20 protein-coding genes are annotated in these 24712 nt (G+C 39.4%); 11 read left to right on the top strand and 9 right to left on the bottom strand.

Going from position 1 to position 24712, the window contains the following annotated elements:
* The first annotated feature begins 86 nt into the window (after nt 1-86).
* Nucleotides 87-1985, top strand: coding sequence for an AMP-dependent synthetase/ligase (locus EHQ24_RS08675; RefSeq protein WP_135601276.1), 1899 nt, complete (start codon nt 87-89; stop codon nt 1983-1985).
* Between the two features lie 52 nt (nt 1986-2037).
* Here the strand turns inward: EHQ24_RS08675 and EHQ24_RS08670 are convergent, their stop codons facing one another.
* Nucleotides 2038-2952: a M23 family metallopeptidase gene (locus EHQ24_RS08670; protein WP_135601275.1), complete on the bottom strand. Its 915-nt coding sequence runs from the start codon at nt 2950-2952 to the stop codon at nt 2038-2040.
* Nucleotides 2953-2997: 45 nt separating this feature from the next.
* On the opposite strand from EHQ24_RS08670, the gene EHQ24_RS08665 reads away from it, so the two are divergent.
* From EHQ24_RS08665 to EHQ24_RS08650, 4 genes are read left to right on the top strand one after another with little or no spacing between them, the layout of a single operon-like run.
* Nucleotides 2998-3915 (top strand): sigma-70 family RNA polymerase sigma factor, encoded by a 918-nt coding sequence (locus EHQ24_RS08665; protein ID WP_135601274.1) that lies wholly within the window; start codon nt 2998-3000, stop codon nt 3913-3915.
* Between the two features lie 35 nt (nt 3916-3950).
* Nucleotides 3951-4661 (top strand): hypothetical protein, encoded by a 711-nt coding sequence (locus EHQ24_RS08660; protein ID WP_135601273.1) that lies wholly within the window; start codon nt 3951-3953, stop codon nt 4659-4661.
* A gap of 12 nt (nt 4662-4673) precedes the next feature.
* Nucleotides 4674-6491 carry a CHAT domain-containing protein gene (locus tag EHQ24_RS08655; protein ID WP_135601272.1) on the top strand — a complete coding sequence of 606 codons (1818 nt, stop codon included), beginning with the start codon at nt 4674-4676 and terminating at the stop codon, nt 6489-6491.
* Complete coding sequence (locus EHQ24_RS08650) at nt 6488-7198, top strand: hypothetical protein (RefSeq protein WP_135601271.1); 711 nt, start codon at nt 6488-6490, stop codon at nt 7196-7198. The genes EHQ24_RS08655 and EHQ24_RS08650 overlap by 4 nt, the downstream gene beginning before the upstream one ends.
* A gap of 37 nt (nt 7199-7235) precedes the next feature.
* Here EHQ24_RS08650 and EHQ24_RS08645 read toward each other — a convergent pair whose 3' ends face one another.
* On the bottom strand, nt 7236-7502 hold the full coding sequence (locus EHQ24_RS08645; RefSeq protein ID WP_135583055.1) for a sigma-54 down-regulated protein: 267 nt from the start codon (nt 7500-7502) through the stop codon (nt 7236-7238).
* Nucleotides 7503-7624: 122 nt separating this feature from the next.
* On the opposite strand from EHQ24_RS08645, the gene mtnA reads away from it, so the two are divergent.
* Together mtnA and msrA are read left to right on the top strand one after the other, a co-directional pair.
* Nucleotides 7625-8698, top strand: a complete 1074-nt coding sequence (gene mtnA / locus EHQ24_RS08640; RefSeq protein WP_135601270.1) for an S-methyl-5-thioribose-1-phosphate isomerase — start codon at nt 7625-7627, stop codon at nt 8696-8698.
* A complete protein-coding gene (gene msrA, locus EHQ24_RS08635) occupies nt 8695-9204 on the top strand; it encodes a peptide-methionine (S)-S-oxide reductase MsrA (protein ID WP_135601269.1) in 510 nt (169 codons plus the stop codon). The genes mtnA and msrA overlap by 4 nt, the downstream gene beginning before the upstream one ends.
* 11 nt (nt 9205-9215) lie before the next feature.
* Here msrA and EHQ24_RS08630 read toward each other — a convergent pair whose 3' ends face one another.
* Genes EHQ24_RS08630 through EHQ24_RS08615 form a run of 4 tightly spaced genes read right to left on the bottom strand, consistent with a single transcriptional unit; the run spans nt 9216 to nt 13439 of the window.
* Nucleotides 9216-10697 carry a DUF342 domain-containing protein gene (locus EHQ24_RS08630; protein WP_135601268.1) on the bottom strand — a complete coding sequence of 494 codons (1482 nt, stop codon included), beginning with the start codon at nt 10695-10697 and terminating at the stop codon, nt 9216-9218.
* Nucleotides 10698-10741: 44 nt separating this feature from the next.
* Nucleotides 10742-11779, bottom strand: a complete 1038-nt coding sequence (locus EHQ24_RS08625) for an alpha/beta hydrolase (RefSeq protein WP_135601267.1) — start codon at nt 11777-11779, stop codon at nt 10742-10744.
* 7 nt (nt 11780-11786) lie between these two features.
* Entirely contained in the window at nt 11787-12302 is a 516-nt protein-coding gene (locus EHQ24_RS08620) for a chemotaxis protein CheX (RefSeq protein ID WP_135601266.1), read from the bottom strand.
* Complete coding sequence (locus EHQ24_RS08615) at nt 12303-13439, bottom strand: hypothetical protein (protein ID WP_135601265.1); 1137 nt, start codon at nt 13437-13439, stop codon at nt 12303-12305.
* Nucleotides 13440-13516: 77 nt separating this feature from the next.
* On the opposite strand from EHQ24_RS08615, the gene EHQ24_RS08610 reads away from it, so the two are divergent.
* Nucleotides 13517-14257, top strand: a complete 741-nt coding sequence (locus EHQ24_RS08610) for a class I SAM-dependent DNA methyltransferase (RefSeq protein WP_135601264.1) — start codon at nt 13517-13519, stop codon at nt 14255-14257.
* 43 nt (nt 14258-14300) lie between these two features.
* The gene (gene lpdA / locus EHQ24_RS08605; protein ID WP_135601263.1) at nt 14301-15728 is read left to right on the top strand and encodes a dihydrolipoyl dehydrogenase; all 1428 of its coding nucleotides are present in this window, start codon (nt 14301-14303) and stop codon (nt 15726-15728) included.
* Between the two features lie 67 nt (nt 15729-15795).
* Here the strand turns inward: lpdA and EHQ24_RS08600 are convergent, their stop codons facing one another.
* A complete protein-coding gene (locus EHQ24_RS08600; RefSeq protein ID WP_135601262.1) occupies nt 15796-16419 on the bottom strand; it encodes an MBL fold metallo-hydrolase in 624 nt (207 codons plus the stop codon).
* 828 nt (nt 16420-17247) lie between these two features.
* The gene (locus EHQ24_RS08595; protein ID WP_135601261.1) at nt 17248-18147 is read right to left on the bottom strand and encodes an alpha/beta fold hydrolase; all 900 of its coding nucleotides are present in this window, start codon (nt 18145-18147) and stop codon (nt 17248-17250) included.
* Here EHQ24_RS08595 and EHQ24_RS08590 point away from each other — a divergent pair.
* Together EHQ24_RS08590 and EHQ24_RS08585 are read left to right on the top strand one after the other, a co-directional pair.
* Nucleotides 18142-18531 carry a DMT family transporter gene (locus EHQ24_RS08590; protein WP_135601260.1) on the top strand — a complete coding sequence of 130 codons (390 nt, stop codon included), beginning with the start codon at nt 18142-18144 and terminating at the stop codon, nt 18529-18531. The two genes, EHQ24_RS08595 and EHQ24_RS08590, sit on opposite strands and share 6 nt — an antisense overlap.
* Before the next feature lie 3 nt (nt 18532-18534).
* Nucleotides 18535-20334, top strand: a complete 1800-nt coding sequence (locus EHQ24_RS08585) for a sulfatase (protein WP_135601259.1) — start codon at nt 18535-18537, stop codon at nt 20332-20334.
* Nucleotides 20335-20382: 48 nt separating this feature from the next.
* Here the strand turns inward: EHQ24_RS08585 and EHQ24_RS08580 are convergent, their stop codons facing one another.
* Nucleotides 20383-24612, bottom strand: a complete 4230-nt coding sequence (locus tag EHQ24_RS08580; protein WP_244310352.1) for a beta strand repeat-containing protein — start codon at nt 24610-24612, stop codon at nt 20383-20385.
* Nucleotides 24613-24712 lie beyond the last annotated feature (100 nt).

The following is a 24712-nucleotide window of genomic DNA, read 5'->3' as shown; positions in this document are numbered from 1 at the left end:
TAACAAAATTCTAAGTCTCAAAGAATTCCCCAAGACGACGGGGTCAAAATTTTCAAATAGAATGACCTTCATAACGAGGAAATTCCATGCGAACCATGATTGATTTTTATTTAGACCTTCCGGCAAAATTCGGAAACAAAAATGCTTTTGCAACACGAGCCGGTGCCGGTGTTTACCAGTTCAAAACTTATAACAATTTACTTTCCGATGCCAAGGATTTGGCTTTTGGGCTTCGTGGAAGTATTTCGGAAAGAGAAAAAGTAGCAATATTCGCTGACAATGCTTATGAATGGATACAAACTAGTATTGCTGTCACCTTACTTGGTGCAGTTGATGTTCCTCGGGCCTCCGATGTCACAGACCACGATATATTGTATATTTTGAATCATTCTGAATCAAAAGTTCTATTTGTAGAAAACGAAGCCGTTTTTATAAAAGTAATTCGTTTGGAATCAGAACTGGAATTTCTAAAAGAAATTGTAATCATTTATCCTCCAAAAGATGGAAACAAAGAAATGAGTTCCAGAAAAATTAGAATATCCACCTTATTGGAGTTAACTTCAAAAGGAAAAGAACTTAGGAAGGCAGATCCATCGGATCAAATTTTTTTAAACCACACAATCAAAGAATCAGATTTATTTACCATGATCTACACTTCCGGAACTACTGGTACTCCGAAAGGTGTGATGTTGACACAAGGAAACATACTTTTCCAATTAAAAAATCTTCCTCTGAATTTACAAAAAGGGGATCGAATTTTATCGATACTACCGGTTTGGCATATATTTGAAAGGATATTTGAAATCTTTAGTTTGTATTACGGCGCTTGTACTTACTATAGTAGTGTTCGCACCTTAAAAGAAGATTTAAAGTTTGTGAAACCAAATTTTATGGCTTCTGCACCGCGGCTTTGGGAAAGTATTTATTCAGGTATTCTCGGAACACTTGCAAAATCTTCTCCCGTAAAACAAAAGATGTTTCAAATCGCAATTTTCTTTGCCAAAAGATTTTTTGTTTCGAGACAAATCATTACAGGAAATGTTTTGGACATCCATCCGGTTGTATTTTGGAAACAAACCATTCGTTTTGTTTACCATCTGTATCGATTTTTTTTAGTAAGTGTTCCTCATTTAGTTTTTGGTTTTTTAGTTTTATCTAAAATCAGAAAGGCTACGGGTGGGGAACTACGCGGGTCTTGTTCTGGTGGAGGTGCATTGCCATACCATGTGGATGAATTTTTTAATACCATTGGAATTCCTGTTTTAGAAGGTTATGGAATGACAGAAACGGCACCTGTGCTTGCTATGCGGACATTTGAGGAAATCATTCCTGGTTCTGTCGGAAAAATATTTCCTAAAACAAATTTAAGGTTAGTCGATTTACATACGGGAGAAGTTTTTTTAGATACTGAGGTGGGTAAATTTGTATATGGAAGAAAAGGAGAGATCCATGTAAAAGGAAAACAAATTATGGCAGGTTATTACAAAAATCCAGATGCCACAAACAAGGTTTTGGTAGATGGATGGTTAAACACCGGTGACTTAGGAATTTTTACTGCAAACCATAACCTTAAAATTGTAGGACGTTCCAAAGAAACGATTGTTTTGTTAGGTGGTGAGAATGTTGAGCCAGTACCCATTGAGTCAAAAATTTTGGAATCAGAGTGGGTTGACCAATGTATGGTGGTAGGCCAAGACCAAAAGTATTTGAGTGTTCTCGTATATCCCAATAGTTCCCGATTTGAAAATCCACTGGAAGGAGAATTTTGGAATCAAAAAGAAGTGATTCAAAAAATTGAAAACGAAATCAAAACAAAAGTAAATTTGCAAACTGGATTCAAATCTTTTGAAAGGGTAGTGGGACTTGTGATTTTACCAAAACCATTTGAAGTGGGTGATGAACTGACTGCAAAACTTTCTTTAAAAAGACATGTGATTACAGAGAAATACAAAGAAGAGATATCTAAATTGTATTCCAATACCTAGGTGATAACTGAAAATATATTATTGATTAGAATTAAATTGATTAGCGGAGGGATTAATTTCCTCCACTAATCCTTGTAATGTTGATACTAAAACTTCTTTCTGATTCTTTTCCGCTAAAATCTTTTGTTTGGACTTTGATGGTATTTTCTCCGGCTTTTAAATTGAGAATGCCCACCAAGTAACGATCTTTAAAAAACAAATCATCAAAACTATGTCCCTCTTTGGTTTTCCATTTGCCTTCTTCAAACTGTAACGAGGAAAAGTTGGCCTGTTTGTAAGCCTCTCCATTGAAGAAAAATTTTACGTCTTTTACACCGCGACGTTGGCTATTTTTAACACCACCATCAATGATACTGACCGTAAGTGGAAAAGCTTTGGAAACGTTGATATTGTCCCCATCATTTAAATTTGTAAAGTTTTCCCCTACATGAATGAAGAGATTGGCAATTTGTGGAGGCATTGTGTCTTCAACAACTGGAAGATAGGCCAAAGGATCAAGAAGGGTTTTTCCATAATCCTTTCCTAAAACGAAGTGTAGGTGACCACCAGTAGAATGGCCAGTGTTTCCTGAGATTCCAATGGTATCTCCAGCAGATATTTTTTTGCCGGTTCTTACTGTCTCATTTCGTGTCCCGCCAAGGTGGTAATAACCACTCACATAACCGCTTTTATGTGCCACCCAGACAATATTTCCGGAACCTCGCTCTTCTTCAAAGGGATCATCTTCCGCATAACGGGAGTATAAGATGAAACCTTCGCTCATACTTTTGACAGGTTGTAAAACCGAGGAAATATCCAGGCCATTGTGAAAATGATCCTTTCTAGACTCCCCAAAAGTGCTAGTGATGAGAGCTGGTAATTCCAAACCCTGGATCGGCCAAACAAACTCAGGTTTTGTTTCGGATACAGGTTCATCTGCTAAAATAAAACTTGCCAAGAGACCGAAGACTACAACAATACTTCTCATGTTTAGAGAAGTCTCGCAGCAGGTTCATTTTTAGGAAAGTAGATAATGAAACTCACTTCTCATACAAACGAAGAAATTTTAGAGATTGTTAAAGCCTGCGGGGCTGGGGATCCAAAGTCCCTACAAACGTTTTTTGACATCTATTCACAAGATATTTATAATTTCCCCATCCGTGTTTTCCACTTAAGTGAGGACGATGCTTCCGATTACTATATTTATGCATTCGAACGTTTAAAAACCGGAAAACGTTTTAAGAGTTTTGTCGGGAAATCTAGCTTCAAAACCTGGTTTTTCTCTGTCCTTAGAAATTTACTCATTGATTGGCAGCGCACAAAACGAGAAGTCAAAACCCAAACTGTATCCAAAGTCAATAAAGACGGGAAAGAATACAGTACCATCGAAGACGAGCCGGATAAAAGGTCAGAAGCTCTGGCTCTGGCCGTGGACGTTTCCGACCAATTCAATTCGGTTTTGGCCACAATCAAAATAGAGAACCGTGTGGTGTTCAAACTGTCCTTTGTTTATTACCTGCATTTGGATCCAGAAGAAATCAAATACGTTGCGGAGAAAACAAATCGTTCGGATGAAGAAATTCGGACCGAGGTTCTCAGGCTCCGAGAGGAACTTTCCAGCCGCGAAGAAGAAAATTTAAAGATGGAAGATAAAATTACTTCTTTGTATTTGAATATTCTGGATTTGAAGGAACAGAAAAAAAACAAGGCTCAGGGCGATTCCGTAGAAGCACTATATTATAAAGAACGATTGGATCACGCTCTTGCCAAAAAGTATGAACAAAGAAAGAAACTTATCGAGAAAAAACAAAAAGGGCACTTCCTCGTACGCACTCCTTACCGGGAAATTGCTCGAATCTTAGGGATTTCCGAAGGTGGGGTCAGCGTGACCTTGCTCCGAGTTCTTGAAAAAATGCAAAAAAAAATGCATTCGATGGCTGGAGAGGCGTAATTTCCTTCGTCTTAATTTACAGGGTGGAATTTGACATGGAAAATCAGGGATTTAACGCAAACGTTCTGGAACTAGCTAGAGGGATTTTTGCCCGTGGTGAATTTCCGAGTGAGGATGAGTTGCAAAGTCATCCAGATTTACAAGAGGCATTTTTATTTTGCGAAGAGGCATTCTTTGCAAGCCTTCGAGGGGAAACGGTCTCCCTCCACGCTTTTGCTGAGACTTGGGACTTGGCCAAGGCAGAACTAACCTTAAAACAATCTCCCATTGCCTTACCGGAATTTTTAAAAGAATACACCCGTAAGAACCTAACTCTTCCTGAAAAAAAAGACAGCCTCATCGTTCGTCTCACCCAGTCAGGAATTCGAGTGATCGATAGTTTGGTCGAATCTTTACAGATCAAAGAAAGTTTTGAGTTTGCTCCTTCGATGCGATCTGCCTCAGCAGAGGTGCGTTCTGGGGATGCAAATTCTGTTATCTTTGAGGAAACAACCAGTGAAGACCAAAAGTTTTACTACCAAATCGTCAAAGAAAACCAAGAAGAAGTTTATCTTTCTGTCAAAGCAGAGGGGACACCTACTTTCCAACAAGTCAACTTACGTCGAGAAGGAAGGTTCATTTTGTCCAGCAAAATCAATTTAGAAGGCAGTGCTAGCTTTTCGGGTTTAGTCCCAGGTAGTTACACCATCGAGTTTGTTGGGCCTGGCCAATCAAAATCGTTTGACTTGTCTATCCTCGTTGGATAGGTTCGTGGGAGCATGCTCTCCCTTATCATCGATAGAGTTGGTAACGTAAATATCTTCAATGTTTTGGAAGACAATCTTCCTGTAGAAGAATCTCACATCCAATCCACGTTAGATGACGATCTCATTTTTGAATACTTAGGAGAAGTAGAACGGTTAGTTCATGTTTCGCAGTCGGTTCTCTCCAACCCGAACCAAATTTTAAATGCTGATATCCTCCAAGATTTAAAAGTGTTAGGGGAAACTTTTTACCAACAGTTTTTCCCTCTTTCGATTATTGAAAAATTAAAAAACACATCCAAACATAGCATTCATTTTAATATTGATCCGGCACTCGCATTAGTTCCTTGGGAACTTTTACACGATGGTGCCAGTTTTCTTTCCGATAAATTTCGCATTGGAAAAACCATTCGCGGTGGTTTACACCGTCCCACTCGGCATGAAAACAGAAAAATTAAGATGCTCATCATTGCTGACCCTACAGAAGACCTTCCTCACGCACAAAAAGAAGGGGAAGTTTTATTTTCTGTACTCAGCCAAAAGGTTCCAACTCATCTTTTGGAATTAGAGTTTATCGGTGGAAAACAAGTCACCAAACTAAAGTTACTTTCTCTTATTAAAGATAAACATATCATTCATTATTCAGGCCATCTTCATTTTTCAGATGATTCCTTGGAAAATGGTTGGTTGTTGTCGGATGGAAAAGTTTTAAAAGCAAGAGAAATCAAATCAACAGGAATTGATACCGATTTAGTATTTTCCAATTCATGTATGTCTGCAAAATATGCAGGTAAAAAACTAAATACAAATATTATGAACCAATACGCCGGTGCATTTTTAACTGCAGGTATCAAAACCTTTGTCGGAACCAATTGGGAAATTTTAGACAACGAAAGGACAATTGATTTTACAGTTCGATTTTATACTTATTTGTTTTCGGATAAAACGGTTGGTGAGTCTTTGTTTTTGTCCAAAGAATTTGCAAGACGTAACTACCACGCCAATGATTTAACTTGGGCAAACTATGCACTCTATGGAAATCCTGATTTTTCAATGTTTGTCAAAGAAAGAAGAAGCCTAAATTCTGGAAAAATTTTAAACCCAACAGCAGTTTTAGAGTTTTATCCCACACCAATTGCAGTCGCATATTCAAAGTTAGTAAAGTCTGATAAATCAAAATCATCAGGCAAAAACACAATCCAAAGTTTGGTCAAATTGTTTGAGGCAATTAGCCAAGTAGTGGGAATGATGGTTTTTAGTGACCATGCAGCTCATGCCATGAACAAATCAATTCCAAATAACCCCGATGATGCGGTTTCCATTCGTAAATGGTGGGAACTTGTATACGGTTGTGTTTGGGATTTTCAAAAATTAAAAATTTCAAGTATTTTGGAAGACGCATTACCTGTTTTACATGAACAAAAGGAAACCATTTTCAAAATTGTGGGATGGATGGAATCTTGGGAAAAAGATGAAATCAAAGACGAAGAAATAGAGTCTTACCAAATCATTTTGCAGTTTTTTTTAGAAAATATGTTACTTGAATTTGCGGAACTGGAACGAGTCAGTATCCTTTTGGTTTCAGAAAATCAAAATCCGCATTTTTATTTTAAAGGTACCAAACCTGCTTATTTGTATCCATCCTCTCCTGGTTCCAAAGACAAATTTCAGGAACAACTTTCAAAACATAAAGGAAATCTTATTTTGGTTCATGAAGGCCGAAAAATTTTGATTCCTTTCCATACTTATGTTAAGGAAAAAAAAGAAACTGGTGATTTGGAACTTGTGTTTAATGGACTTACTCCCTTTGTTTTAGGAGCCCCGAAGAATTGAGTTTATGCCATCCCGGTGTTGGTAACGTTTCTTGTGGTGCTTGTTGTGGTTTGTTCAATTTAAGACTACAACCTAAAGAATTTAAAAATCTATTATTAGAACGTACCGAAGAATTTAAAAACACCGTCAACTTTGAAGTTCGACATAGTTTTCCTATTTATCGAAAGAACAGAGAAACCAAAGAAACTCATCTATTAAAGAAAGATGATATGACTTATAATTGTCCATTTTTAGGATATGTGGATCCAAACATGGGACGAATTGGTTGTATGATCCATCCTATATTTACGGGAGATCCTAAAAGCCAAAACTTTTCCTTTTATGGAGCTTCCATTTGCCAAGCCTATGATTGTAGAAATAAAGAAAGTGTTTTGGCTGATCATTGGGAATCACTTTTTGTTGAAATGGCAAAAGACTCTGTAGAGTATTCGTATCTGGCAGCTGATCATATTTTTGTTTCTGCCTTGGAAAAGTTTTTCCAACTAGAACAAACAAATATGGAATTTATATTTCAGAACTTACGACTTGAGTTAATGGATTTATTTCGAACAAGACTGATCACATCAAAAGAAAAAAACTTCACTTCGTTTGAAATCAATTATGAAAGTTTTACAGACAGTAAAGCTGTGGACTTTTATTTTTTAAATGAGATTGGTGAATTTTGGAAAGAGTGGAAGGCCAAGTTTCAGAAAAAAAATCCCGGATAAAGTTACCTATCCGGGTTTTTATTAAAATTGAAATTGATTAAGCTTTAGATGTAACAGTTGCTACTTTTGCTTTTGCATCAGCTACAACAGTGTTTGCTTTTCCAATGATAGTTTCTACTTGAGAAATTCCTTCTTGAAGGTACTTTCTAAGATTTACAGAAACTTCGCTTTGGTCTTGAGCACCTTTAGCAGCTAGGTTTTGGAAACCAGAGTTGATATCAGAAAAAGCTTTTTCAGCTTCGATTTTTGCTGTGTTTACTGCGCCTAGGATGAAGTTTAATCCGTCTTTTACTTGTTGTTCCATTTTCATTTCCCCTTTTTCGGTTCTTGTTTTGTGCGATGCACTATCCCTTTTTGTGCGGTGCACAGGAATCTGTCAACCTGTTTTTGTATTTTTTTCCTGCAACGCACCAAAAAAATGGATAGATGCCTCACCCGGAATTTTTGCCCATCCAGTGGAAATCCACACATTTAGAACTTCTCGACCAACGAATTCTCCCAGGGAAAAAGGAATTTTTAAAATTAACCACAGCGGAAGAAACAATTTCCGCAATCCGAGAAATGGCTGTTAGGGGAGCACCTGCCATTGCCATCACCGGAGTTTTTGGACTAACTCTCGGTGCCAAATCAAGAATGGGTGTTGCCCATCCAAAAGACATAGAATTTTTACTTTCTTCCATTTTAGAATCTCGCCCAACGGCCGTTAATTTAAGTTTTGCCATTCGGGAAGCAAAAAAATTAATACACGGTGTTACAAATTGGAATGAGGTAACAAAAATTTGGGAAAATTACGGCCTAAAAATGATGGAAGAAGATTTGGCTGCCAATAAAACTCTTGGTGCTAACGGAGCCTCACTTTTTCCGAAAGACCAATCCGAATTTCATATCATCACTCATTGTAATACCGGAGCACTGGCAACAGCCGGGCATGGAACGGCGCTCGGTGTCATCCGGAGTTTACGTGATGCGGGGAAGAAGGTGGTTGTTTATGCAGATGAAACAAGACCATTTTTACAAGGTTCAAGACTTACCGCTTTTGAGATGATGGAAGAAGGAATCGAATGTTATATCATTACCGATGGAATGAGTGGGTGGCTGATGAACCACAGAAAAATTGATGCCGTCCTTGTTGGTTGCGACCGCGTTGCTGCCAATGGAGATACTGCGAATAAAATTGGAACTTATAATTTGGGGATTGTTGCCAAAGAACATGGTGTGCCATTTTATGTTTGCGCCACAAAAGATAGTTTTGACCTCAATTTAAAAACGGGTGTAGAAATTCCCATCGAAATGCGTAAAGAATCAGAAGTCACTCAGTTTGATTTTTTGAAATCCGAAAACGGAAAGTATTTATTTCCCGAAGGGAAAACTTCCCCCGTGGGAGCAAGGGCATTGAATCCTTCTTTTGATGTAACAAAAGCTCATTTAATCAAAAACTTTATTACTGAATTCGGATGTTTTGAACCAGAAGAGATTTCTCTTCGTCTAAAGTCTGTATGACGGAAAAAATAATTTTAGGTGGTGGATGTTTTTGGTGTACGGAAGCAGTTTATCTTAGAATTCCTGGGATTGTTTCTGTAAAATCGGGATATGCTGGTGGACAAACCAAAAATCCAACATACAAAGAAATCTGCACAGGGACTACGGGTCATGCCGAGGTCATCGAGATTGAGTTTGATCCAGAGATCATTACTTATTCCAAGATTTTAGAAATCTTTTGGGCCTCTCATGATCCCACAACTCTTAACAGACAAGGAAATGATGTAGGGACACAATACCGTTCTGTGATATTCTATTTGAATGAAAAACAAAAAGAATTAGCAGTGGAGTCCAAACGAAAACATGCGTTTATGTTTCCAGATCCGATTGTGACAGAAATTTCACCGGCACCGGAGTTTTATCCAGCGGAAGATTACCACCAAAACTATTTCAGTTTGAATCCGCAAAATCCCTACTGTCATTATGTGATTTTTCCCAAATTAAAAAAACTTGGGTTAAAACTATAATCGTTGTAAGGTTATTTGCCTTTAAAAGCCGTTAACATTGCTTTTTCCTGGTTGGGGAAAAAATTCATTACAAAAGAGGTTTGGGCTTTGGTGATTTTTTCCACTTGTCTCCTGTACTTGATGACAGCACCAGGATGAGCCGTGTTACGAACCACAACCTTTACATTGTCCTGGTTATAACGAGCCCCTTTCAGTTCTTCAATTTTTGATTTTAATAGTTCTACGGTTTTACTTTTTTTCTGATACGCATCAAAGATTTCTTTGAACTTTTCTTTTCTGGCATCATCAATTTTTCCACGAGACCTTTGTACCACTTCTTTGATCTTTTGGATTTCAGGAACAAGGGCTTCTAATTCTCTTTCAAACTCCGCAAGTTTTGAGCTACCTTCTGTAAACAAACGGTCATTTCTATAATGAAATCCAACTTCGACAACGGTGTCCATTTGTGCTGTGGATCCAAGAGAAGATACTGTGATTCCTTCGTAGGAAACTAAGTCTGATCCAATGATGGAAGAGGATTCACCTGTTAGAATGATATTTCCCAAACAAAGGATTTTACTTCCTAAAATAAAATTCTCTACAATACAATCTCCATCGATTTCAAGGTTTCCGTTTTCAATGAATTTGGTACGAAGATCACCCTTGATACGGATGACACCTTTTCCTTTGGATTTAACTCCACCTTTGACTTCTAAATCTTCACCTACGATGACATCAGAAGATTCTACGTTCCCATCCAAATAAAGAGATCCTTGGCATTTGACAACAGCACCTTCTTCGATGGTTCCTTTGACACGGATGGTTCCTTCAAAATTGATGTTTCCCGTTCCAAGTCCAATGTTACTTTCAATATTTAACTCTGGGGATACGGTAAGAGAGTTGTCCGTTGAAAATACAACTCCACTTAAGGATGCAAAATATTCTTTTAGTTGTCTTCCTGGTTTTTCTGGATCGTCGATGGTTTTTGGAAGGACGTTTTTTCCTAAGGTGAGCCTAGGTCTGTCAATAGGATTAGGGTAAATTGGATTCCCTAATACATCTATTCCTTGTTCTCCGGCAACTCCTTCAAACAAAGTGGCTAGTCTTTCACCTTCTTTGACGTGGACGTATTTATTAATGTTTCTATAATCTGCGGATCCGTCGTCTTTTAACACAACACGTTGTGCCCTGGGGAAATAAAATTTGATCCAACCACTTTCGCCTTGTTTGGCGGGATTTCCTTGTGCGACTACAAAATTAAAATCTTCTTTTACCTTAGTGGGATCTTTTAAAATTTTATCAATTTCGATGGCGGCTTTATCAACCTCTTTCATCAAAATCCGATCCCTATGAATGGACGCATTGTCTAGTGCTTCATAAATCAATATGTTGCTCATCGAACCACCTAACAACCAAATTGGTTTAGCCACCAAAGTTGCTGTCAGTCGATCCTCGGAGATTTGGATTTTCAGTCCCCGTTCCGGATTGAAGTCCGGTGCATTTTTTACGTCCATTCTGTAATGATTATCGGCAGGTTTCTTAGGAGAAACGACAAATTCTATCGGCCGAGCCAATATAGAAAACTTCCAAAGGTCTGGAGGAGGGCCGGAACCCCAAAAATTTGAGAGTGCAGGGGAAGGCTATCCCCATGGGTGAGGGCAGTAGAGCTGCGGTAGACATAAGGAATCTGCTTTTTTTGGAAGAGTCGGGTGAGTTTTTCCGATTCCTCTGGGGAAATGACCGGGTCTGTTTTTCCGTGAAGGAGGGAAACGGGACCGCCTAAGGTTTCCAATTGGTAAAACGGGGAAAGATGTTCCGGTAGGTTTTTCGGAACAGTGTCCAGAACTCGGTTTGCTAGTTCTTTCCTGAAATTTCCATCGGCCCCCACCTCAGAAAAAAAATCTTTAGCACGAGTGGAGGTGCGACTGAGAAGAGTTTCCGCCAGTGCCTCGTTTCCTTTTCGCTTCAGTCCATTGTCAAGTGCCGCTTCGTAATACACTGGTTGTAATTCTTCGGCAAGTGTTGGTTCAAAACGATGGATAAAATTGTAAAGGATCACGTACACTGCGTACGGATCGATTTCATAATTTGAAAAAACGAAAGGGACTGTATCTAAAAAATCGCAATAAGCACCGATGGCCATGGAAGTTTTGATTTTGTTTCTTGTATTGGATTTGGATGCGGCAATGAGACCCATTCCTCCAGAAAAACTGGCTGAGAGATATCCTAAGTTATTTCCATCAAATAGTTGTTTGGTGGAATGGATTTCCATCATTAAATCTTGGATATGGGTTATGGAGTTTTTTTCGATGCGAAGCCCTTTTACTTCCGGAAGTTCGGGTAAAATGACACTAAAATTGGAATTGGCTATGTTTTCTGCAAGTTCTACAATCCTTGGATCGTCAATGCCCATGGCGCTCATTCCATGTTGGATGTAAACACCAGGTAACGTTTCTGGATTTTTGTCTGTCGGGTAAAAATGGAACACTCTTCGGCCAGTGCCTGGCAATTGTAGTTCTTTACGTTCGAGAGATTTTTTTTGTTTAAGCCCTGCGTAACTCAAAACGAGTGGGATTCCCAAAACATAAGGATTCATTTCGGTTTTAGTTTTTGGGAGTGGGAAATTTTTCCAACAATAAAATCAAATACAACCTACCCATATACTCTTCACCTCTTCTATCTTTGAGATTGAAGATAAGAATGTACTGTCGAAAGTGTTCTAAGGAAATCGGAACTAGTTTATGATTTAAATTTTCTGGAGGTAAAATATCAATTTCGTAACGACCAAGCCGCATCTCCGTAATTAATTTCCCAGCGATCTGGTTTGCAAATTCCATCATGATAGATGCTGAGTGGGAACGAGAAGTGGGATCAATTTGGAAGGCTTTGGCAATTTTAGGAAGGAGTTTTAGTTTTGTATATCCATCCAAGGCAAGATATACTTTCCCATTGATATCACCTACAAATTCAACCAGAGTACAATTTTCAAAACATAACCCTTCATTTTTAGAAGGGCCATAGGCTTCTCGTTCCGCAAAAACTAATAGAGTTTTTTGAAAATGTTCCGGTAATACTTGCGAAACAGTTAGGATAAACTTTTCATCAATGAGTGGATCCATTTATGCGGCGTGGTAAAGGATACTCTCTTCCAAGGATTTGTACGCTGTTTTGATCCAAACATCAAATTTGATACCTGGAATGGACTTGTTTGAATATCCAATGGCGACTTCGGAAGGATATCCTAAACTATCGAGTTCTTCGATGAATTGTTTGAAAAATTCGGTAAAATCATCAAGTCTATCATTGGAAATCATACTCGCGTAAACATTGTCTTCCAGTTGGTACAAACCTAAACCAAGAACTGCATTTTGTTTCCCGAGTAAGTTCAAACCAATGGCAATCTCTGATTGGAAGTTGGTATCAATGAATTTGAATAAAATGAGCGTAACTTTACCTTGGGATTCAAATTCTGATTTTGCCATCCCATAAAAATGAGATATATTAAAAAGTTTGGAAACAGGATGTTTCGTCACTTTGAAGTATTCTTTTTTGGCCATAATTTTTTCTGAGATGGTGGTTGATTTCTCCCAGAAGGATTGGATGTCCGATTCGTTCCAAGATTCTTTTGTAGAAAAACATAAAAACCCAAATAAATGTGCATTCATTGTGAGTGGAATGTATAACTTCCGTTTGTCGAATGAAATTGCAGGTAGGAGTTCTCTAATTTTTCCTTCTTCATATTCTTCCCATTCTACAGGATTGTCATCGGTTTCCACCATCATCCCTACTTTTTGCCAATAACATTCCTTAAACTCTTTTCCATCATAGTAAAAGTATTGGATGGAAGTGACTTTGTCTGTTAAAAAGGGAAATGGGAATTCTTTTACTGTTTCAGAAAACAAAGACCTTTCTTCTAAATGAACTGATTCCCGAGCAAGTAAGATGGGATCTTTTTTCCAAAGGATTTCTTTTGGTTTTGTTTCAGGTTCCGCGTTGGAAGATTCTGTTGGAAGTGATGTATTTGTATCAAATACTACATCGGATTGTGGAGAAAGATCGGAACCTAAATTTGTGCCGGGTCCTAGGTTTTGTTTCTCAATGGATTCCTGTTTTTGAAAATCCAAACTATATAAAAATAAAGCAAGTAACAAACAAGAAACGGTGAGTAAGGTAAAACTCACCCAGGAAAAATAAATTGTATATTGGAGGATGGCTCCAACGACAAAAAAAATTGTGGGAATTGTATATCGTTTCATGATGACTTAGCCGTTACTTAATATAACGGGTAAAATGGGGATTCGCTGAACTGATTTTCCCTTTCCGCTAGGGGCAAATGAAACTCTATTCCGAATTGGCCGAATACTATTTTACCATCGAAGAAGCAAGCCGCAAGTTTTCGGAAGAGATCCTTTTCCTTCGGGATACATTTAAGCGACATAAAATACATACAGTTTTAGACATTGGTTGTGGGACTGGGGAACATATCAAAGAACTCCAGGGAATGGGTTTTAAACCACTCGGTGTAGATGGTTCGCCTCGGATGCTTGAAATTGCTAAAGTTAGATTTCCTCATTGCCAATTCGAACTGGGGAAAATGGAAGCATACGTCGCCAAACAACCGGTAGACTCAGTCATTTGTTTGTATGGAACTTTTAATTATCTCATCAATGATGATTTGGTTCAAAATTTTTTGCGGAATTGTCACAAAAACTTAAAACAAGCTGGCCTTTTGATTTTGGAAATATGGAATGCGGATCCCATTCACCGTATCAAACGTAAACCAATCACTACTGTGAGTAATGTGCGCCAAGGGGCAACATCCATTCGTCGGAACCGAGGTTTTCGTTTAACAAGAGCAGACGATATTGCGATTGTGGAAGTGAATTATGTATATAATCTAAATCAAAAGGATTTAAAAGACAAACATACCATGCGAGTCTTTCATTTCCCACAAGTTCGAAATTTCTTAGACGATAATAAGTTTGATGTTCTCCATGTTTATAGCAACTACGACGGTGAAAAATATATAAAAACCGGCGCAAGGATGCTCATCGTAGCCAAAAAGAGGTCTTGACTTTCTTTTTTTTGTACGGTATCCCAATCTATCGGGAGAACCTATGTCTAGTCCAAACCATTTCCAAGTCATCGTCATTGGAGGAGGGCCCGGCGGTTATGTCGCTGCCATCCGAGCTGCACAATTAGGATTACAAACTTGTATTGTGGAACGTGAAAAACTCGGCGGAGTGTGTTTGAACTGGGGTTGTATTCCCACCAAAGCCCTGTTAGAAAGTGCTCATGTTTTGGAACATTTAAAACATGCGGCTAGATTCGGACTTTCTTGCGATAATATCAAAGCTGACTTCGATGCTGTGATCAAACGTTCTCGGTCTGTGGCAGACCAAATGGCCAAAGGTGTTGAGTTTCTGATGAAGAAAAACAAAATCACCGTGGTGAATGGAGATGCTAGTTTTCTTAATTCCAAAACCATCCAAGTGAAGCCAAGTTCCGGAGAGGTTTCCACCTATACTGCCGATTTTTATATTTTAGCTGTGGGAGCCAAAAACAAAGCCCTCCCTTTTTTACCATTTGACGGCAAACGTGTGTTATCTGCTAGAGATGCCATGATCGAACCAAAAGTCATTCCTAACCTTGCCATCATTGGGGCGGGTGCGATTGGAGTGGAGTTTGCTGACTTTTATGCAAGTATGGGTTCCAAGGTTTCCATCATTGAATTCCAAGACCATCTCCTTCCCAATGAAGATTTAGAAATTTCTGGAATCTTGGAACGAAGTTTTAAAAAACGAGGGATTGAACAGTATTTGAGTTTTGGGGTGGAAACAGCTTCCGTTACAGATGCGGGAGTGGAACTTACTTTACAAGATCGTAAATCCGCAAAAAAAGAAAAGTTAAACTTTGATAAGGTGATTGTTGGAGTGGGAATAACACCTAACACTGGAAATATTGGTTTAGATGAAATTGGAATCAAACTAAAAAATGGATTTGTGGATTTTGTAGGGAACTACCGTTCTACTGTGGATCATATTTATGCCATTGGGGATTGTATTCCCACACCTTCTCTTGCTCATGTGGCCAGTGCCGAAGGGATTCGTGCGGCAGAAGATATTTCTGTGCGACTTGGAAACCCTCACCACTTACAAATTGCAAAACTCAACTATTCTTATATTCCGGGATGTACGTACTGCCATCCAGAAGTGGCAAGTGTTGGCCTTACAGAAGAAAAAGCAAAAGCAATGGGATATGAAATCACAGTTGGTAAATTTCCTTTCACGGCAAGCGGTCGTGCCCAGGCCCAAGGGGACACAACCGGAATGGTGAAAATTGTTTCAGATAAAAAACATGGGGAAATTTTAGGAGCCCATATCATTGGGAGTGGTGCCACTGAGATGATCGCAGAACTAACACTAGGTGCCAATATGGAAATTACGGTAAGGGAACTTGCCAATACCATTCATGCCCATCCAACACTATCGGAAGGAATTATGGAAAGTGCTGCGGCGGTGTTAGGTGAGGCGATTAATATTTAGGGGGAGGGGGGATATGACATCGTAAGTCAGAAGGTTATGGGTGTCAAGTTTGCAAACGTCCTAATTGTTAGTATAAAGTCCGAAGGACATTGTTGACATCAGATCGCCAGCTCTCTGCAGAAACCTCTTTGAATGAATCTGCACCTATGGAAGCGCTTGAGATGATAACCGCAGATCCAATATCTCGCAAAAGTTCAAGGCTGTTTTTGAGATCTGATGTTGAACCTCTTGCATATTGAGATTCCCAAATGCCATTATTCATATAGATTGTGTCACCTGTGAAGAGGTATCTTTTTCCAAAAGCAGAATTTACAAGGAAACACATACTTCCATCAGTGTGGCCGGGCGTTGGTATGACTTCGATGCTGCCAAATAAGATTTCTCTTTTTTCGAATAAGTAGTCTACTGATGCTTCTTTTTCGACAGCTTGTTCTTCCAGTCGGTGGCAACAAAGTTTTGAGCCAAATACTTCTTTGATCTCAGATAATGCTGGGCTTACTTCATCTCTATGACTTAGATATTGGAATGCAATTCCACCTAAATCTTTAATTCGAGTATACTCTTCGCGTAAACTAGCGTTGTAAAAAAGGATGTTGCCTGTGCTTTGAATCAAAAGGTAGGCATGGGAACTAACGCCTACAAACGGATGTTCTACGCTGGTCTGCCATAAATCAGGATAAATCTGTTTCATTATTGTTTATCTTTACCAAGGCTTTCCAATTAGACTTCTTTTGGTTCCTATTCGTTTTAATCATTAGTATTTTTTGTTTATAGATATTTCACTCAGAACGCTTTAGATTGAATTTCTCTGGAAAATAATAATTAAACTTTGTCATTGTAACAGCAAAATCATATTGAAACCATATATAATTTAATATTAGAACTAGGTTTAATGGAATCAAAGTAACATTCTGGAGAAAAAGTATTTTGCTGGATTGGTCGAAAGGAAAAAAATGAAACACCGCAAGGATGTTTATAGTCAGAGAATATATATCGATTAATAAGATACTTACCAAAAATAATTGCAACAGCCAGTTGGGCCTTAGTTTTATATCGATAGTTAAAGAGTTTTGATTGTTTATATGAACAATTCCTTTGATTTCTGAATTTGTTTTGTTTGAAAATATTGACATTCTTCTTAGCGTAAAAGAATCACCAAAGGAATAACCTTCAAACGGATGATGAGATAAAGAGAAAATCCTAAAGTTTGACCAAGTTTCCGTATGATCTAATAAGTATTTACTAAAATTGTAGAACGATGTTTCACAAATAAAACTGAATTTCCTGTAGAATAGAAAATGCTCTAAGATATTACTTATTGTCATTGTATTCTCCTATCGTTTACAAGAAGAGGTAAGTCTCATAATCAAGTAATTATTCCCTACCCGCGCCAGCGATTGCAGCGGAAATCCTTTCCGTAGGAAAGATTGGAGCGGAAAGCGCGGTCGTTTCAGTTTAGGATTTTAATCCACCTAACCAATTCGAGGCGCCCCATTCTCCTATCTTATCAAAGCCTATCTCAATCTTCTTTTATCTCCAAACATTGCCGCATCCAGTCCCAAGTTTCCTTTGGTCTTTCGAAGGGAAAAAAATGTGTGAAGCCGGGGAAGATGGTGACATCGGACTTAGGATGTTTTTTTGCGAGGAGGTGGGCATACTTCGGGCTACAGACTTCGAATTTTTCTGGAATGGCGATATGGTTTTCGGTTTTGATACCATAAAAGTTTTTAAAGACATGGAAGTGGGCATGTCCAAAGATCCTTGCTTCCACTTTTGGATCACAACAAAGTTTGACTTCTGTGTCGTGGCCAGTGCTGACGAAACAAGAGTTTAGATAATCTTCGAAGATGGAAGGTTCGAAGTTGGCAAAGGCGGGAAATTTTCGGAACGACCGCCTAACAAGCTCAATCGATTTGAAATGAGTCCTTCTTTTTTTGGCACCTTTTGCCAAAGGGTTTTCTAAAAATTTAGAAAGGAGGATGAGTTTCCAACCTAAGATGACGGGATCCATGGCTAAAACTTTTTCAAAACGGGAAGGTTCTTTGGCAGCGGCTAAAAGTGATGAGGCACCACCTAGTGAATGACCGATGATATTTGTTTTGGTGATGGATTCATGATCGAGAAGTGCGAGGATTTGGTCTCGGAACACATTCCAGTTATTAAATTTTAAACTAAACTCAGAACGTCCATGTCCCAAAAAATCGGGAGCGATGACTCGGTAGTGTTTGGATAATAATTGAAAGTAATAATTGTAACAGCCAGCACTATAGCCGTTAGCATGACAGAAAACGAGAATGGGACCCGGAGTTTCCGAATCTAAATAAGCACATTCCCAGTTTCTGAATCGAAAGGATTTTTGTTTCATTTTTCTATTTGACCCTTCCCGATTTAGATCGGATTTTGTCTCTATCCCATGCAATTCCAGGTCATCCTCTTCTTCTGTATAGCCGTATTCTTCAATGCCTTAGCTAATATTTTAATCAAATCTTCTTCTATGCAAGATCATACAAAATCATTGTCAGGTGGACTTTGGGATACAATCTTTACGGTGTTTAACCCATACTTCATCGGTGGGCTTGCAAGTTTTGGTTTGGCCTTACTGGGTTATCGCTATGTTTTGGGGAAAGGTTTGAAACTTTCACTTGCGTATCCTGTGTTTACTTCTAGTGGATTTATCATTGTTCTCATTGCCTCTTCGCTTTTTTTTAAGGAAAGGTTGAATTTAACACAGTGGTTGGGGATTGCATTTATATTGATTGGTGTTTGGCTTACCGCCTTGCAAATGTTTGACGTTAAGTCGTAAATCTTGAAACTAGAATCTGTTTCCATAAAACTAAAAACTTTATTTTTTCTATTCTGTTTTCTTTCTTTTTCCCTTTGTAAAAAAACAGGTTCAGATGCTGGGCCTGAATCTGTTCTCCCCGACAGAACAAAACGTCCCAATGTTCTTTGGATTGTCATTGATTCGCTTCGCGGTGATATCATCGGTCGATATGGAGTGACACCTAACTTAGATTTGTTTGCGGGAAATGCCGTTACTTTTAAGTATCATTTGGTGAATGCCGCTTGGACTAGGCCGTCCACACTTGTATTTTTTACAGGTAAATATGCTTCTGCCAATCCGGTTAATTTTTGGGATTACCCTACAACAAAATCTGAGGTAGAAGCCTTCTATCGGACGGAAAAACATCCCTTACCGAAACTACTCAAAGAAAATGTTTTTGGCACTTATATGGTGGGGAACAATCCATTTTTAACAGATAAATTTGGTCTTGGAGTGGATGTCGGCTTTGATCAGTTATACGACTTTTCTAATTATAGCGAAGACACAAAAAAAATTACTAAAAAAACATTCGAAGTGTTGGAAGAAATTTCGAAAGATAAAAAACCATTTTTTCTATTTTTGAATTATAACGACCCACACAAACCATACACTCCACCACCTGGATTTACAAATCGGATCCATACAGATGAAGTATTGGATGAAAAGAAAAGAGATTATCTTGGGGAAGTTGCCTTTGTCGATGAGGAACTTGGAAAAGTGTTTCTGGAACTAAAAAACAAAAATCTTTGGGAGAATACACTTGTCCTCATCACAGCTGACCATGGTGAGGTGATGAATGCCGCTCACGCTATTTCTCCTTTTACGGGAACCAATACCTATTATGGACATGGACAAGATCTGTTTTTGGAAAACATCCATGTGCCACTCCTCCTCAAACTTCCTGGTGAGAGGAAGGGACAAACAATTTCTGCAATGACAAGGTCGATTGATTTATATCCAACGATTTTGGATTATGCCGGGTTAACCGTTCCAAAATTTGTTCAAGGTAAATCACTTCGGTCTTTGATCGAAAATAGGGAGTCCACCAAACGAACGTATTATGGTGAGACAAGGTTCACACAAGGGTATGGGGAAGGACATGAGTTCCTTTTACAAAGGTCTTACCGGTTTCATGAACTGGGAAAGTTTTGGCAAGGTTCTGTAGGAAGTGAGTTTTATTTGTACTCGGATGCTACAAAAGATCCGAACCAAGAAAGTCCATTAAGAATTTCGAATATTGCTGCCATAAGGGATATGAAACTAAAACCTGATTTGGAAAAGAAAATCCTTCGGTTTTGGAAACAAATTCGTTCTATGGAACCCAAACTGCCGTTATATCATCTTTCCATCCAACCAGAATCTAAGGATACAGAAGTTCAAATTAGGGTACCAAATGGAACCATTCGAATGGCCTCTTACCCAGAGGATGTTTTTTTGAAAGAATCAGGCAAACTTGTGCAAATCCAAACCAAACGAACAGAACCCTTTGAAATTAGTTTTGAAGTGTATCCCGATGTGAGTTTTCCGGAATTTACAGTCTGGTTTTCAAAAAAACAAATTCCCAAGTCAGAAATTTTGACAGGATATTTTGGTGTCAGTTTGGCATCTTGTCAGTCCAACTGTGATTTGTTATATGAATCAGGAACAAAGAAACCAGTCATCACTCCCCAAACAAAAGTTTATTTTTGGAAAGAAGGTGGCCAAAAAAAATCCTATTCTTCCAAACAAGAATTAGGAACCGATGCTTTGGAGATTTTAAAGAAACAAGGATATGTGCAGTAGTTGGATCATTGGCACTGCCTTCCGTTCACTTGCTTTGTATGATCCAAATCAATCATTGTCTTGATTCGTAACAGATACATTTGGCAAAGATTCACCGTTGAATCCACTCCCTCCTCCGCTAAGAGATCCAAATAAAATCGAATAAGCCATATTTCCATCGGTCAGGAAATCATCCACTCCCGTGAGGACTACGTTTTGATAAGTATTCCAATCACTGGAAGTAAAAACCAAACTAGAAACGGAACTGGTTCCTTCAGCGACATTGGAACTGGAAACAGGTATGGTGACATTTGAGGATGGCCTAGCACGCAAACGAATTTGGATACGAGCCTGGCCGCCGATTTCCGTTGTGATTAAGTTAGGTGATGTGACGAGTCCCCCGGAACTATTGGCCGATGTTCCGCAAACATTCATTGGATTCGGATCAGTGCAAGGAACTATATCATAAATATAATTGATATGAGTGGCTGAGATGGAAAGAGGGGTGAGGGCACTATAAATAGCCGAAGGTGTAAATCCTGTACCCGATTCTCCTGAGCTGACCACGGAAGCAATTGTATAACTTACATCACCCACAGCGGCCGTATCAAGGCCCGTCACCGTGACCAGTTGGCCCGAACCAAAATTACTTGGGGTGAAGGTAAGAGGGGCCGTGGGAAAACTCACAAGTCCACCAGGAGTTGTATTAAAGTTTACTGTGATGTCTGTTGTGGGTTGTGAATCCAAATGGATATAGAACGCAGAAGACGCACCTGATTGTGAAGTAATGACAGTGGCTGGAGTAAACCCAGAACTTGTGATTCCCGCACTATCATTATCATTCAATGTGAGCATTGGATAATTGGAAGATGGATACGGATTCACTCCATTATAAAATCCATCGGTGGAAGACAGAACTCCTACAACAATCGGACAAGATACATTCCCATCATCCACTGCATCATCGTTAGGTGTCACGGTGATTGTGTTATGGGCTCCGAGGGTATTCCAATTGGCACTGGTGATGGTGAGTGAATTTGTTGAGATCGAAAATTGGGGAACACTTGGGGCCACAATCAATTGGCAAGGAAAGGTTGTTGTTACCGAAATGGGAACTGTGACATCGTCTGTAGGTGCTTGGCTGAGAAGGACATAAATAGGGAAGGCAGCAGAGTTTTCGGCCCTCGTCATACTGATTGGTGTGACCACAGTCACTGGATTTTCCGATGTGCTATAGTTGACAAGTGTGGCCGTGGTTCCTGTACTTCCCACAAAACTTACATACCAGGAAGGCATCGATCCTGTTTCTGTTCCATTGACAGTCACCGAATAACTCACATTGCCATCACTTAAGGCATCGGAAACTCCTTGAATTTCCACAGGAACGGATGTACTCCAATTCGTTTCATCAAAGATATACTGTTTAGAACTAACGGGTGTTCCTCCATCATTAATCATCCCTTCTGTGGCATCGGAGGTAGCCAAGGTAACTGTGACTTGGTTTCCTGGAATGGGTTGACTACCAAGCCTTAGGCTATACATCGCCGATTGTCCTGACTCTGTAGTGAAGTAAGGTTGTCCTGCATCGAGAGTGAATAGGATACTCGGCGAAGGATTGTCATCGTCAGTAATGTTGATTGTGACATCAGGTGGATTCATTCCCTCATAATCGGTTCCCGAACCTGTGATGGCACCAAGTGTGAGTGTATGAGATCTTATATTAATTTCATTGATAGAGTCGTTAATAACAACAATAGTCACTGTTTGATTTGTAGAAAAATTGGTTTGATTGAATGTCAAACTGGTTGGTGAAAATGTATACTGCACACTGTCGGGTAAGTTAAATGTTTCTCCTGAGATCGGAATGGTTACAGATCCCGTGGCGCAGGCAGATAAATTCCCAGGAGTGTCACAAGGAGCCGCATTCAAACGAACCGTAAACGTTCCATCACTTCCCCCTTCGGTAAGGTTCAGTGTGGTGGATGAAATGGTAAAACCAACTGTATCGTTGTCGGTGATGGTGATCACCAAATTACCGCTAGCTTCTGTATACCCAGGAAGAGTTCCAGTAGGATAAAGCCCTGTAAAATAAGAACCATTTGCTTGGGGGATATGAATGGTAACAGGAATATTTCCATCATCAAAGGAATCGGAAACAGAACGAATGGTCACAACTTGAGCCACATCCCATCCACTATCACTGGTATTGCCGGAATAACTAGCGGCTTGGCCATTCGTTGGTGTAAAGGTAAGTGTGCGAGAAGCGGCAACTCCTGCGGAACTATTAAGTAACACTGCTTCTGTTCCATCGGAGGAAGTGATGGGCCCAATGGTAACATTGGAATTTGGTTTTAAGGAAAGTCTAATTTCAAATGTGATGGTAGACGTTCCATTTTCAACCATGGAAGATGCCGAAAGATTTTGAATACGAACCAATGGTTCATTACTATCTGTATTGATCGCGGTGACGGCAGGAATGGATACAGAGTTGTACTTGGGGTCCGAAGAGGATGAATTTCCGAAAGAGATGTTTACATTTTGATCTCCATCGTCAGTTCCATCTAACACGGATGTGATGGTGACAGTCTGCGGTGTGTTCCAATTCCCAGTGGTGAAGTTTAAGGAATTGGGAGAAACGGTAATTTCAGAAGTATTACTCGATGTGATGCTTGGGATACTGACAGAGTTTGTGGGTTGTGAATTTAAAACAACGGTAAAGGTTTCAGTCGAAGGGGTTCCATTTTCATGCACCACAAGTCCACCAACGGGTGTGACAGTAAAACCTGCCGTGTCATCATCTGTGACCAAAATGGTTACAGATGCCGGCGGTGATACTGAGTTATACACAGGATCGGCAGTCCCACCTGTATCCACAGATCCAAACTGTAAGGTAACAGTTCTTGTGTCTTCATCGATGGAATTGTTATTTGTGGTCACGTTGACATATTGGTCTACGTTCCAATTAGCATTCGTAAAAACTAGGCTCGTGGTATTGATATTTGTGATCGTATTGTTTTCTGAAATTCCTGTGAGTGTGACTGTAAATCCTGGAGGTGGTTGGGACAAAAGATGGATGGCAAAGGAAAGATTCCCTCCATTTTCTGAAATGGTCAAACTACCTGGCGCCGTAAGAACGAAACCAGGAACATCATCATCTGAGTTAGTCACCGAAGGAAATACCGGGCCCGCCAAACCATTGTAATCTGTATCCGCTGAAGTGGCAGCACCAACAACAATGGAAACCGTTTTCGGGCCATCTACTATAAAATCGTTCACTCCAGTCACAGTAACAATTTGAGGAGTAAACCATGTCCCCGGCGCAAAGGTAAGAGAAGAAGGGGATGCTGTTCCTTCCGAACTCGGCGTGGCTACGATGGAAGGAATGGTTACTGAACTTGTAGGCAGAGTATTCATGACAACTGCAAAACTTACCGCTCCACCGGCTTCGGTGGTTGTGAGTCCAGATAAATTGACAACAGTAAACCCTGCAATATCATCATCCACATTGGTTCCTGTAATGACAGGAATCGGTTTTCCCATATAAGCGGGATCATTGGAAACTGTGGGATCTGCTGAAATTTGAAAAGTACTTTCATCCACACTAAAATCATCTATACCGGTGACAATAATGGTTTGTGGCACATTCCAGTTGTTAGGTGTGAATACAAGTTCTACTGCTGCAACGGTAGCCTCTGTTGTATCACTCGAAACAAAATTCCGAATGATGACATCTTGCATAGGTCTCGTTTGTAAAACATAAGCAATGGTTCCCGTTTCTCCGGTTTCGGATGTGAGGAGACCAAAAGTAGGACTTGCTGCCACACCAGAGGATTCATCGTCAGTATTCACAACAAGCAATACTGGAAGTCCTTGTCCGGAAAATCGTATGTCTGTTGTAAATATACTTCCTAGTTGGACTCTATAATTTTGATTTCCATCAGCTATTAAATCATCTACTCCCGCCAAACGAACGCTCTGCGGTGTGTCCCAATTATCTTCTGTAAAATCCAGATAAGTTGCTGATAAAAGTACACCTTCAGTGGGATCAGAGACAGAGATGGGCCCAATTCTTACTGAACTGTTTGGTTCTATGTTCAAACGAATTGTGAATTCTGCTTGTTTTCCATTTTCACTCGTAAATAAAAAATTCGGAGCTTCGTAAATGACAGAACCTTGCCCCGTTGTAGAAGCAAAAAAAGATCCGAATAACATCTGTAAATTCAAAGGTGTTATGGATTGGCAAGAGGCTGTAAGGCTGGAGAGAACGAGGAAAATGCTGGAAATACAGACTCTGAACATGATTCCCTTTTGTACTCGTATCGGTTCCAGTTAGGGTTCTCCCTCTATATATTACGAGAAAAATACCTTTAATCAGAAAAAAATTTCCAGGACTGCAATA

Origin of the sequence: Leptospira noumeaensis (genome assembly GCF_004770765.1) — a bacterium.
GTDB classification, from domain to species: Bacteria; Spirochaetota; Leptospiria; order Leptospirales; family Leptospiraceae; genus Leptospira_A; species Leptospira_A noumeaensis.
Note: the sequence above shows the minus strand (reverse complement) of the source record. Positions and strands in the feature narration are given on the sequence as shown.